The organism is Methanothermococcus okinawensis IH1 (assembly GCF_000179575.2).
Lineage (GTDB): Archaea > AGJL01 > Methanococci > Methanococcales > Methanococcaceae > Methanofervidicoccus > Methanofervidicoccus okinawensis.
Genome location: NC_015636.1, coordinates 887,005 through 900,209, shown reverse-complemented (window position 1 = coordinate 900,209; position 13,205 = coordinate 887,005). Strand labels below are relative to the sequence as shown.

General features: G+C 29.5%; 15 protein-coding genes. 4 read left to right on the top strand and 11 right to left on the bottom strand.

Going from position 1 to position 13,205, the window contains the following annotated elements; genetic code table 11:
• Window positions 1-55: 55 nt before the first annotated feature.
• Both METOK_RS04500 and METOK_RS04495 read left to right on the top strand, forming a co-directional pair.
• A complete protein-coding gene (locus tag METOK_RS04500) occupies window positions 56-604 on the top strand; it encodes a hypothetical protein (protein WP_013867037.1) in 549 nt (182 codons plus the stop codon).
• 183 nt (window positions 605-787) lie between these two features.
• Window positions 788-1,981, top strand: a complete 1,194-nt coding sequence (locus tag METOK_RS04495; RefSeq protein ID WP_013867036.1) for a DUF123 domain-containing protein — start codon at window positions 788-790, stop codon at window positions 1,979-1,981.
• Window positions 1,982-2,010: 29 nt separating this feature from the next.
• Here METOK_RS04495 and METOK_RS04490 read toward each other — a convergent pair whose 3' ends face one another.
• The 11 genes from METOK_RS04490 to METOK_RS04440 form a co-directional block, all read right to left on the bottom strand.
• Window positions 2,011-2,877, bottom strand: coding sequence for a fumarate hydratase (locus tag METOK_RS04490; RefSeq protein ID WP_157198877.1), 867 nt, complete (start codon window positions 2,875-2,877; stop codon window positions 2,011-2,013).
• A gap of 96 nt (window positions 2,878-2,973) precedes the next feature.
• A complete protein-coding gene (locus METOK_RS04485) occupies window positions 2,974-3,810 on the bottom strand; it encodes a CBS domain-containing protein (RefSeq protein WP_013867034.1) in 837 nt (278 codons plus the stop codon).
• A gap of 227 nt (window positions 3,811-4,037) precedes the next feature.
• Window positions 4,038-4,910 carry a hypothetical protein gene (locus METOK_RS04480; RefSeq protein WP_013867033.1) on the bottom strand — a complete coding sequence of 291 codons (873 nt, stop codon included), beginning with the start codon at window positions 4,908-4,910 and terminating at the stop codon, window positions 4,038-4,040.
• Between the two features lie 112 nt (window positions 4,911-5,022).
• Entirely contained in the window at window positions 5,023-5,592 is a 570-nt protein-coding gene (locus METOK_RS04475) for a CBS domain-containing protein (protein WP_013867032.1), read from the bottom strand.
• 157 nt (window positions 5,593-5,749) lie between these two features.
• Window positions 5,750-6,253, bottom strand: coding sequence for a 6-carboxytetrahydropterin synthase QueD (locus METOK_RS04470; RefSeq protein ID WP_013867031.1), 504 nt, complete (start codon window positions 6,251-6,253; stop codon window positions 5,750-5,752).
• A 246-nt stretch (window positions 6,254-6,499) separates the two neighbouring features.
• Complete coding sequence (gene fwdC / locus METOK_RS04465; protein WP_013867030.1) at window positions 6,500-7,315, bottom strand: tungsten-dependent formylmethanofuran dehydrogenase subunit FwdC; 816 nt, start codon at window positions 7,313-7,315, stop codon at window positions 6,500-6,502.
• Between the two features lie 208 nt (window positions 7,316-7,523).
• Window positions 7,524-9,227, bottom strand: coding sequence for a tungsten-dependent formylmethanofuran dehydrogenase subunit FwdA (fwdA, locus tag METOK_RS04460; protein ID WP_013867029.1), 1,704 nt, complete (start codon window positions 9,225-9,227; stop codon window positions 7,524-7,526).
• 28 nt (window positions 9,228-9,255) lie between these two features.
• Window positions 9,256-9,645, bottom strand: coding sequence for a tungsten-dependent formylmethanofuran dehydrogenase subunit FwdD (fwdD, locus tag METOK_RS04455; RefSeq protein ID WP_013867028.1), 390 nt, complete (start codon window positions 9,643-9,645; stop codon window positions 9,256-9,258).
• Between the two features lie 133 nt (window positions 9,646-9,778).
• Window positions 9,779-10,018 (bottom strand): 4Fe-4S binding protein, encoded by a 240-nt coding sequence (locus METOK_RS04450; protein WP_013867027.1) that lies wholly within the window; start codon window positions 10,016-10,018, stop codon window positions 9,779-9,781.
• A 110-nt stretch (window positions 10,019-10,128) separates the two neighbouring features.
• On the bottom strand, window positions 10,129-11,196 hold the full coding sequence (gene fwdF, locus METOK_RS04445) for a tungsten-dependent formylmethanofuran dehydrogenase subunit FwdF (RefSeq protein ID WP_013867026.1): 1,068 nt from the start codon (window positions 11,194-11,196) through the stop codon (window positions 10,129-10,131).
• A 2-nt stretch (window positions 11,197-11,198) separates the two neighbouring features.
• Window positions 11,199-11,663 (bottom strand): 4Fe-4S binding protein, encoded by a 465-nt coding sequence (locus METOK_RS04440; RefSeq protein WP_013867025.1) that lies wholly within the window; start codon window positions 11,661-11,663, stop codon window positions 11,199-11,201.
• Between the two features lie 330 nt (window positions 11,664-11,993).
• Between METOK_RS04440 and METOK_RS04435 the strand changes: the two genes are divergently transcribed.
• Together METOK_RS04435 and METOK_RS04430 are read left to right on the top strand one after the other, a co-directional pair.
• The gene (locus METOK_RS04435) at window positions 11,994-12,365 is read left to right on the top strand and encodes a 4Fe-4S dicluster domain-containing protein (protein WP_013867024.1); all 372 of its coding nucleotides are present in this window, start codon (window positions 11,994-11,996) and stop codon (window positions 12,363-12,365) included.
• 115 nt (window positions 12,366-12,480) lie between these two features.
• The gene (locus METOK_RS04430) at window positions 12,481-13,107 is read left to right on the top strand and encodes an OsmC family protein (protein ID WP_013867023.1); all 627 of its coding nucleotides are present in this window, start codon (window positions 12,481-12,483) and stop codon (window positions 13,105-13,107) included.
• The last annotated feature ends 98 nt before the right edge of the window (window positions 13,108-13,205 follow it).

The window sequence follows — 13,205 nt, the reverse complement described above, 5'->3', positions numbered from 1 at the left end:
ATTACAATAACACGTATTTCAAAATAAATGTAAAAAAAATATTTTGTGATAACCTATGAAAGTTCTCGACCACGATGAGATAAATAAGATTATCAATAGTAATGTATCGCCTCATCAGTTTATATGTGCTTCATTACTTGGCATGATTGCAGAATTCATAAGTGACCCGCAGGAGATTATAGATGTGGTGGCAAAAGTAATTGGACCTAATTTATACGAAGTATTAAAATCTGGTGGCTATATAAAGGACAGATATTTAGATTTCGAAGATTTTATTAATGATGTTAATAAAGCGTTGGGTATCAGCGATAGGATAGGGGTAATTTCAAATAATGGGGGAGCTCTTGAAATATATATTCACCATGAAGTTATGGGTTGCAGGTGTTGTCCAAAAAATATTGGAGGGGCTGAGCTGGATGGGGATGGATGCCCATTAGCACTATTATTTGAAGTTATGGGAAGAAAAGCAGGTTTCAATTATATGGCAGTTAAGGGAAAAAATGGGTATTTAAACAAAGATGGTGGAGTATGCAAAATAAAATATCATATAGTAAATTATGGTGAATATGAACAAGTGTTAAAAAAAATAAGGGCATATAAGTAAATTAATTAAATTTTTATGTTATTTATTTTATATTATTATTTATATGTATTTAATATTTTTAATTCATTTTTATTCTACGCTTTTTTACATGTATTAACTTATATCTTCTCTGCATATGTTATTTATGAATTGTTATAATTATACTTAATAATTTATTAAAATTAAATAAAAAAGGGACAGGCAATGGATAATAACCACAATAGTAGATATGAATGGAATACTCCAAAAAATAACCTTTTAAATTGTAATACCGATGGGAATATCAATAATATCAATAAGGATGAGCTCGGTAAATCAGCAATATCATGCACCAAATTTAACCATTTTCTAAGATTTTTGGATATACTGCATAAAAACTTAAACAAAGATTCTGCTGTTGAGGAAATATCAAAAGTTGGGAATGAAGAAATTAGAGCATTTAAGGTGCTTATATCTACGGTATTAAGTGCAAGAACAAAGGACGAAACCACATCAGAGGTTTCAAAGCGGCTGTTTAAAAGGATAAAAAATATAGATGATTTAGTTACTATAAACCAAAGCGAATTGGAAAAACATATATATCCTGTTGGATTTTACAAAACTAAGGCTAAACATTTAAAAGAGTTAGCTAAAATTGTTAAGAATGACTATAATGGAAAAATACCCAATAGATTGGAAGATTTAATAAAACTTCCAGGCGTTGGGAGAAAAACAGCCAATTTGGTAATTACACTTGCATTTGATGATTACGGAATATGTGTAGATACCCATGTCCATAGAATCTGCAATAGGTGGGAATATGTTGATACTGAAAATCCCAACGAAACAGAGGCGGAGCTCCGAAAAAAACTTCCAAAAAAATACTGGAAAATCATAAATAATTTATTGGTGGTGTATGGAAGGGAAGTTTGTTCTCCTATTCCAAAATGCGACAAATGTTTTGATGAAATTAAAGAAATCTGCCCATATTATAAAAAATTAAGGTATTTTAGTGAAATTTTAAACAAATACAATTTTAGAAAGGTTTCAAAAAATAATATTCCAAACGAAAAAGGCACTTACATTTTAAAAATAAAATTAAATAATTCAAAAAATATAACCTTTGGGAAGAATAAAACAGAACGATTTAAAAAAGGATATTATTTTTATGTTGGTTCTGCAATGGGGAATTCCAATAATTTAAAAAATAGAATAGGAAGGCATTTAAGGGATGATAAGAAAATGCACTGGCATATAGATTATTTACTAAAACATGGAAATATAAAAGAGATTTATATATCAAATAAACCTGTTGAGTCTGAGGTATCAAAAGATTTAATAAAAATGATAAATTTTGTTGAGGGTTTTGGGAGCTCCGATTGTAAATGCAAAAGCCATCTATTTTATTTAAAACCTTGATTAAATTAATTATTTTTTAATTTTATTTTTTATTTTTGTAATTTTATTCTTCTATGAGCTCGCCTATTGGCCCAGCATTGAATACATATACCCACAGGCAATGATGCAGTATGACATCCCATCACTTCAATAAATACATCGAGTGCTGTAATATTCCCACCAAGTCCCATGGCTCCAATACCTAATTTATTTATATCAGTTAGGAGCTCTACCTCCAACTTTGCTATATCTTTTTCCTTATGTCTTTCACCTATTTTTCTTAAAAGTGCCTTTTTTGCGAGTTTTAACGAAATATCAGCAGTCCCACCAATACCTACCCCTAAAATTATTGGAGGACATGGTTTTCCACCTGCATTGGCAACAGTTTCAAGGATAAAGTTTTTTATACCATTTATTCCCTCAGCAGGTGTTAGCATCTTTAAAGCACTCATGTTTTCGCTCCCTGCTCCTTTTGGAAAAACCGTTATTTCTATCTCTCTATCTAAATTTTCATCAAATTCAATATTTATAAACGGAGCTCCAAGACCAACATTTGTTTTTAGGTTTTCTCTGCTAAGTGGATTAACCACATTAGGCCTTAAAGGAACCTCCTCAGTTGCTTTTTTTACTCCGTCCTTTATTTTGTCGATTATATATATAATATCCGATGAATTAATATTTTTACCTATCTTTAAAAATATTATTGGAACGCCAGTATCTTGACACATCGGGATATTTTTTTCCTCTGCAATTTCTATATTTTTTACAATAGCCTTTAAGGTATTTTTAGACAGTTCATTTTCTTCCTTTTCAACTGATTCAATTAAAGCATTTTTAACATCCTTGGGAAGGGTTATTGCTGCCTCTTTAAATAGTTCAACTACAATATTGGAAATTTTTTCAATATTATCCTTCATAAAATCACCATATATATAACATAATATCATTGGAAATAAAATAAAATGGCATAATAAAAAAAGAAAAATTATTTTAATTCTATTTTTATTTATAATTTATTCTTTAAAATAAGATACTGCATCTTTTTCGGTTATTATACCTATAACTTTTCCATCTTCAACTACTGGCAGAGCTCCTATATCGTTAGTAGTCATTGTATCCACAGCATCATAAAGTGAAGCATCTTTATTAACGGTCAATACATCTTTAACCATTATATCCTTTATTCTAACATTTGTTATTTCTCTTACATTTCCTGTTTTCATATGATTAAATGCCCAATCACTACCCAATAATTTTATAAAATCAGTAGATGTTATCATACCAACCAGTCTATCCTCAGAAATTACCGGTAATCTTCTAAACCCATTTCTTAACATAGTTCTTGCCACATCCTTTAATCTTTCCCCCGATGTAGCTACTACGGGTTTTTCAGTCATATAATCAATTACCTTCTCAGACTTATCTACATTATCTTTTAAGAATCTAATTATATCTCTTTCAGTTATTGTGGATATCAATTTATAGTCTTTATCCACAACAGGCACTCCACCCACATTTTTTTCTATAAATAATTCTATAACTTCTTTCAACAATGCATTTTCTTTTATACATACAGCCTCATTGGTCATAATTTCTTTTACAGGTTCGTTAATTGCCGCTAAAAGATTATGGTTATGTTTCGATTTTACAAGGTTATATTTTGAACCTCCTCCCATAAAATCTACTATATCCATGGAAGTTATAATTCCCACTACTCTGTTTGTTCCAGCATCTACAACGGTAATCCTTCTTGTACCGCTGTTATTCATTGTAATCAACGCATCCCTTATAGTTGTTGTTGGATATACCTTAACAGATTCTTTTCCTTCAATTATATTTTTTATTTTCAAATTATCCCTCTGAGGATGATGATTATAAATATATTGGAAAAAATTTATTATATATATTATGAATATTACATTATTAATTATGATAATTTTATTATTTATATGTTATGATATTTTTTATGTTAATAATTATGTTGCAAAAATCGTAAAATAAAAAATTAAAATAAAAAGTAATAAAAAGGTAAAAAAGTAAAATTGTAATTAAAAAAAGTAAATAAATTAAAATAAAGTTAATTTAAGGATATATCATATACATAATTAGTATCTATCGTGCAGGTGAATTTTAGGTTATTTAATTGTGAAGGTTTATCAAATAACCAATATCCGCCCTTAACTGAGTTGATACCTATTTTAGTTTCGTCGGGTAATGTTCCATAATCCGATAAATAGTAATTGTTATATCCATCGGTTAAATGAATATTTTTAGGGCTAAATACCAACTCATCCTTCCTTAAATTTTTAACCTCTAAATCTAATCTAACTACTTTTTTTATGGTATTTGTATTATTATCATATACTTTATACCATCCGTATTTTATAATATGTATTTGAACATCATTTCTAATCTGTGTTTTATCAACTGATATGGCATTTTTATTATATTCCTCATCAAATTTCTTCTTCATTTCTTCTTGGGTATATACATTCAATTTTATATAATTATTACTGGTTAATTTAATATTATTGTAGCTATATGTAATATATGCAGAACCATCCTTGCTAAATCCTTTTAATTTTTCAGATGGGAGCGTTATAATATAATAATCATCTTTTTTAAGATTGTTTAGGGAGTAATTTTTCGAATATACCAATTCATTATATTTATCGTATATTTTTAAATTAATATTTCCATTATTTGGGGTTATTATACTTCCACTATTATCTGCAAAGCTAAATTTAAAAATCGTAGTATTTTCTGAATTCATTACCAAAAAATACTTTATCTTTGAAGGTATTTGATTAGCCATATTTGTATTATCATTTGTTATTTGATTATTACTATTAGCATTACTGCCATTATTAATTTGATTATTGGATTGCTCAGTGCATCCACAAAATAGTAATAAAAAGGATATACAAAAAATAGAAATAATTTTTTTCATAATATCACCAACTTATTATTGGTATAATATCTAATAATATCGTCATATATCCATCTATACCATGTATATAATAATTATTATTTTTCTATTAAAAAATGGAAAAATTTATAATTTAGAGATTTTCTTCTTCATCTAAGCAGTTATCGCAGATATATCTTCCATTGATATATCTTACCCTACCCTGAGCTCCGCATACTTCACATATGCCTTCAATGTATTCATCTTCATTGGTTGTATTTGCTTGATAGGTGTTTCCCGCTCCTTTTATATTGGAAAACTCCACAATTATATCAAATAGCTTAGGAGATATTGAAGTTATATCGCTAACAGTGATTATGCCCAATAATTCATCATTTTCAATTACTGGAAGTCTTTTAATCTTTTTTTCTGCCATTATTTTTGCAGCATCCATTAGAGTAGCCTTAGGTGATACATATATAAGTTTTGTAGATGCAATATCTTTAACCAATACCTCTTTTGATTTTAGATTTCTTGCAACGATTTTTAAAACAAAATCTCTTTCAGTAATGAGACCTACTGGCTTCATTAAATCATTCACAACAACTAAGCAACCAATCCCCTTTGTTTTTAAAATATTGGCTGCATCATATGCCGTAGCATTTAAATTCACTGTTTCCACAGGACTGCTCATTGCTTCACTTACACTTATATTGAGTTCCATAATATCACCGATAAAAGTATAATCATTTTATCTATCATATATAATAATTATATTTATTTCATAATATAAATAATTATATTTTATTTATTTTTATTTAATTTTATCATTATTTATTTTTATTTTATATTTATTTTAGATTTAATTTATATTTATCTTATTATTTTTTCAAAATAGCTCTATATGTTGCTCCTTGTCCTATTCCTTCATTTACAGTGGCTTCTATCCAATCAATACTATTTTCTAAATTTAATGTGCATAACTCCATTTTAATATGTTCTGCAAAATACTTTGAGAGCTCCTCTGCTGTGGTGCTCAATATTGGTAAAAGAACAACATCTTCCAATGGAATTTTATATTCTTTTATCTTATCTCCTTTGCAAAATGTGAAGTTTATAGCATTATTCTCTATATTATATTTTAAATTTGGATGATTTTCTGGAATTAGAAGCTTATGGTCTAATTTTCCGCATATATTTTTCACTATCTTTTTTAATATCTTAAAATCACATACAAAACCAAACTCTCCAGAAGGAGCTCCGCATACCTTAACATCCACATAATATGAATGTCCATGAATTACTCCGCAACTATCATGCCCAAACACGATATGAGCTGATGAAAATCTTAATCCTGCATACATACCATTTAACTCTAAAATCATTGTTTTCCTCTTTTTATATTTATAGATAATAATAATAAAATAAACAATATGTATAATGACTCATTTTTTATATAAATTTATAACTATTTTATAAAAAATTAAAAAGAAAAGAAAGATAAAAAAGGAAAATAGGAATTATAATATTTAGGTATAAATATAACCAATATAAAAATAATAGAATAAAATAATAGAATAAAATTAAAATTAATAAGTTAAAAATTTAAAAAATTAAAATAAATAAATTATTTATCTTAAATTGGGATTGTTTTCAACTGATATATACAGTTGTCCTTTTGGTTTGTTCTTTGCATAATCTCCTATGAATTTATAATATTTACCTGTTATAGGTGTTCCAGCATCTTTTTTAGACAATTTTATAACAGGATTTTCAACAATTCCTTCAAATTTAAATGATGGCATTAAATCCTTTACTTTTCCATTTATAACTATTGCTCCTTTTACCATTTCTCCGCCTGCTCTTCCATCGGCATCTCCATCGATTATTATTATTCCTCCACTCTGATGGATTCCTGCATGGATATCTACATTTCCTTTTATATGGATTAGCCCACCTTTCATAAATTCCCCGAGCTCACTTCCTGCATTTCCTTCAACAGTTATAGTTCCACCACTCATACCTCTCCAATCTCCCCTATATGCAGAACCAACATAATCCTTAGCATCTCCTTTAATTATTATTTCTCCGCCTTTCATATTCTGTCCAACCCAGCTATCGGCATTTCCATTAACTACTATCTTTCCGCCTTTCATCTCTGCACCCACATACATTCCTGCATCCCCTTCAACGACTATTTCACCAGAGGTCATTTTTTCTCCAATTCTTTTTAATTTAGGGGTTGAATTTTTTATAACTACCCTTGGAGTTTCACTTTCTTTTACCTCAATATTAAAGAGCTCCTCTACTGTAATTGTTGTTCTTCCCTGAGGCAATTCAATATTTTTTATTTCGTCTTTGGATAAATCCTGGACTTTTTCTGGAAGAATTTTATCCATCTCCACAGGAACCATAATATTTTTCTTTAATGTAAGAATAAGTTCCATTTTATCACCTAAAATATAGATTTTAAAGATATTTTAATAATAAAAAATTAAATAAAATATTAAATATTAATAACTATTAAATTAACTTATTAAGTTATCCTGTTATTATTGAATTATTTTAAATGCAATAAGATATAGGAATAATTTTATTGTAATAACTCTATATTAATACTATTTCGCATTATTTATTATTATTTCTTATTATTTATTATTTAATGTCCGTTGCATCGATATTAATTGGTTTCCAGTTGTTTGCATAATGGTCAGAAACTGGATAGTTGTCAATATTAACTGAGTAGTATTTTTTGAATTTTGCCCTAAGGTCTTTCATGAGCTCCTCTTCAAGAGCATCATCTACTTTTGCATTTACATATATCGTATTACTTGGCAACTCTTTTACTACATTTCCAGTTTTTACCACCAATTCTCCGCCTTTTAATACATATTTTGCATATCTAAATGCTTTTTCAATTACTTTTCCATCTTTTTCTTCTGGATTTATTTCATAGATTGCAATATCTGCATCAGCCCCAACACCTAAATGGCCTTTTTCTTCACTTAAACCCAATACCTTTGCCTGATTTGCTCTTGTTACTTTTGCTATCTCATACATTGAATATTCTTTATCGCTGTCTGCAACAGAGGTTCTTTGTTTAGCCCAGGCATGAACCTTATTGTTTAACCAGTCATCTCTGTATTCTTTACTCATCAACCATGCTATTATTCTTGAATATCTTGTAAATGGTCCTGCATTTGGATTATCAGTTGTTAATATTATTTTATTAGTATCAGTATTTAGGAATATTTCTAATCCAATACCCCACTGAACTGAATAAACTGGTCCTTTTGGTTTGTAAATAAATGGAACGACTCCTGAACCTGTTTCAAGCTCAACATCACAGTTTGCCCATTTCAAACCATTTGTCATGTGAAGGTCGTATTCCATTGGACCATCTGCTGTCATTGTTGTTGTTTCATCAAGCGTTATTTGTCCAACATCTACAATTACATGGCTTGATTTATTTATATATTCAGCAATTTCAATACCTTTACTTACAAAGTCCTTCCATGAAGTCCCGCCATAAGAATGGAACTGCACGTGTGTGTTGTAATATACTGTATCCCTCTCACCATATTTAGGTTTTGCCTCAATGTCCTTAACACAATCCATTGTAGCTATTGTAGTTTCCCAGTTTCCAGGGTGTCCCAAATCGTTTGGATGAACATGTATTGAATGAGGTAATCCAAGCATTTCATTTACTTTGGCTAACCCTCTTACTATTTCCCTACCTGTAATTCCGAAATATGGAACTGGGTCATCAATACCATGAACATTCTTTCCCCAGCCCCATGCTTCTGTTCCACCGGGATTAACGATTTTTATAGCATATCCTCTTGTAGCTCTTAAAAGCCATGCTACATATGCTGCACACATTTCATAATTTTCTTCTTTTAAATATTCCATTATCATCCAATTATTTCCCATTACAGGCATTGCTGCCATATCAAGTTGGGGGGTATCTATAATCTCCTCATGGGTGTGTCTTGCTAACAACGGAGGAACAGCTGCCTCAACTACTGTGGTATATCCCATTTCAGAATACTCATATCCTGTCTTGAATGTAGAAGGTACTGAAAATCCACTTCCACTTCTAAGTCCTTTTTTGTTATATATGTCCTTTTTACTATCCTCAGGTCTCATTACCCTACCAGTATTTACCTTCGGACCAGCGACATGGGTGTGGGAATCTATACCGCCGGGCATTACCACACATCCATTTGCATCAATTTCCACAGCATTGCCTGAAACAGATTCTACAATTTTTCCATCCTTTACGCAGATATCCATTTTTTCTCCATCGACCCCATTTAATGGGTCATATACAATCCCATTTTTTATAATATATTCCATGAAATCACCTCAATATTAGATATAGCTATTAACACTCAATATATTTTTTTCTCATTAAATCCATCATTATTGGAACTTCTTCATCTGTTTTTTCAATTTCAACTTCAAGGGGTCCTTTAAAAGAAGGCATTGCTGTACTCTTAGTTTCAGGCAATACCACACAGTTTGCCCAAGGTCCCATTGGGATAAATACCATACCCTCTGGCATTGTTTGAGTTGTCTTTTTTGCTTTAACAACTACATCCCCATATTCTGACTTAACCTTAACGGAATCTCCTTCTTTTATTCCTAATTTAAACATATCTTCTTCATTAAAATAACAAACTCCTGCGGCTTTTCTATACATTTCAAGATTTTTACCTGCTTCGATTGCCTCACCCTGCCATATAGTCCTACCAGTGTTTAATTTAAATTTCATTATATCACCGAATCCGTTATTCTTTTTTATTCTTTTATTCCTATTTTTTATTTTAAATTTTAATTTATTTTATTTATTTTTACTTTTAGTTTTACTTTTTTTCGTTCTTTTACTTTATTTTTATTTTTTTAATTTATTTTATAACAAGTTTTATAGCACCTACTGGACAGGATTCGACACATGCACCACATCCACCGCATAAATCGCCGTTTATAATATTAACTACTCCATTTATAACTCTAAGAATTACGATACTTTCATCTTCCGGTCCTTTTCCACCATAGGTATTTGGGTCTCTTGCATTTACAGGACATGAAACCACACAATTTCCGCATCCATGGCACTTTTCAGGATATACTTCCAATTTATACATTTAACCACCTATTTTGGTTTATTCGTTATTATTCTATTACTTTTTTACCCTTTTCTTTTTTATTTTATTTTTTATGTTTTTTATGTCTTTATACACTATCTATATTTTATTTATTTTAGCAATTTTTCAAATGCTTCATTCCATGCAGGTGCATTTACTTTTGTCATGTTTATTTTTGTCCTTTTAACTTTCAGTGCATTTACAGGACATGCATGAGTGCATGCTCCACATAATATACATACATTTGGATTTACTGCAATTTTTGGAGCTATCTGTGCTTGACCCTCTGATTTTGGGAATACAAGTGCATTACATGGACATATTGCAATACATGCACCACAGGCATTACATGCATCCTCATCTATAATTAATTCCCCTTCAAATGGTTTTTCAACAGACAATGCATCAGCTGGACATACATTTTCACACCAACTGCATGATACACATAGATTTTTGTTAATTGTTGTTTTTCCAGTGATTTCTTTATACAATTCTGGTTTTTTGATTCTGTTTGCAAGAGGACATTTATAACAGATTACCTCAATTGCATTGTGAGGACATGCCTTTTCACAGACCTTACAATATACACAGGCATCAGTATCTACTACAATATCACTATATGGATTTAGATTTAAAGCATTCATTTCACCAGGCACGAGCTCTATAGCATCAGCTGGACAATAATCTGCACAGATACCACACAATACGCAGGTTTCTTTATTTATGTTTATTTCCCCCAATACCAATGTTTTTCTTTCAGGGAGTTCTCTTTCAACCTCTATTGCACATTGGGGACATACCATTTCACACTGCTCACATAAAACACATTTGTCCTGATTTAATGTAATATCCCTTTTTATCTTTGGATACTGTGGGAGCTCCTTTATAGAAGTTCCATCTATCTTCAAATCCATAGCACCAAATGGACATGCAGAGGCACACATTCCACACAATACACATTTTTTATTATCAATATCCAATTTTGGAGCTTCAATATCTCCTTTAAAAATAGCTCCCAATGGACCCATTTCAATTGCTCCAACAGGACATATATCGCTACAAATACCGCATCCAACACACATATTGTCGTTCCAGTTTAAAACTCTATTCTCCACAGTTCCATCCCTTACTATTTGGACAGCACTATCGCATCTTTCTTTTTTTGCATCTATTGTCATTTTTATTCCTCCAATTCATTTGGTAAGAATTTATTTAATTTTAAAGCATTTACTGGGCAAATAGCTATGCAGTCTCCACATAACATGCATTTGTTATTATCTATTTCTATTAAATGCCCATTCTTAAAAATAGCATTATAAGGACATTCGAGACATTCTCCGCAGAGAATACATTTATTCCTATCTATTTCAATTTTTACATGATATAGATTATCTATAATTTTCTTTGTAAGCTCTCTATCTTCACTCATTGAATTTATAATCCTAATGCCGTATTCCGCTGGTAAATCCACTATCTCTTCTGAAACTCTCATAACTCTATCTGATGGGTGTCTTCCATGTAAATAATGAGAAATTATTGACCTATCCATTTTTAGATACTCTGCTATCTCTCTCTGCAATTTTCCTTCCTTTTTTAGTTTCATTGCCACTATTGCTTTAATCCCTGATAATATATGTTCTGGCATGATGTCATCTTATTATATATGATTATATATGTTAGTCATTATCACATTTGTTTTAATATTATATATAGTATTCTTCTAACATCAAGTCAAAACTTATATATAGCATAGTTAGTATTGCTCACATAATATTATACAACAACATATAATGCCATGACTATGAATATATTGTTATATTTATATATTTAAAAATACTTAAAATATATTAAAATTAATCAATATATCGAAAGGTTTAAATATAATGATTTCCATTAATATATTTGTAAATATCAATTAAAAATAAAAAATTAAGGTTAAAAAAATAAAATAAATAAAATAAAAAAAGGTGAAATAATGAAAGATTTACCTGTAATTGGTAAAGACCCATTGGGAAGGACAATAAAAGATTTTACAGTAATGCCATGGTGGGGCATCGATAGAAAAGACATAGAATGGTATCCTACAATAGACTACGATGCATGCACAGGTTGTGGAATATGTTTTATTACATGTGGAAATAGAATAGTATTTGATTGGGATAAAGACATGAAAAAACCAGTGGTTGCAAGACCATATAACTGTGTAGTTTCATGCAGCACCTGTGGTAATCTATGCCCTCATAATGCCTTAACGTTCCCGGATAAAGAATATATGCAAGAAATAATTATTAAAGAAAAAATCCTTAAAAAAGCCGCCGATAAATTAAAAGAACATGATTTAATATAAATAATTATAAATAATTAAAAAATATATGAATATTAATATATCTAATTAATCCAATGAACTAATAAATTAATAATTTTATTTTAATTAATTTTATCATTATTTTTGGTGAGCTCCTATGAAAGAGATGATGTGTGAAATGATGAAAAACATGAAACCTGAATTCATGATAGAAATGATGGATGAAATGATAAATTCAGACATGGCAGAAAAATTTGCACCTAAGATGATGCCTAAGATGATGCCAAAATGTCTAAATAATTTTTTATCAAAGATACCTGAAAAAGAGAGGGAAGAATTAATAAAAAAAATCGTTGATATTATAACATCCAAATATTACAATGAAGGTATTGATGCAAAATATGTAAAAGGATTTGAAACTGATATAAATATCAAAGGATTAAAAATAGCATCAAAAGGTGGAAAAGGTTCAGTAGGGGATAAAATAAACCCTATGGATTTGTTCCTATCTGGATTGTGTGGTTGCATATCCATTGCAGTAGGGAAGACTTTGGAAGACCTAAATATAAAAGGAGAAGTTAAAGTAAATGGAACAGTTAAAAAAAGTTTTGAAAAGGGATGTATTGAACAGGTTGTATTGAATATAAATGTGGAAGTAAATAACTGCAATAAATCCGAAGAAGAATTGAGAGAAATTATATTGGAAGGTTCAAAGAAATGTTTAATAAGCAATTCTTTGAAATGTGAGCTCATAAAAAATGTGATTTTGAAGAGAAATATTTAAGTTTTAAATATTACATTATCTTATAATATATATTACTATAAAATTAATTTCTTATTAATTAGCCATTAAAGATTATTATTCTATTTATTTTTTATTTA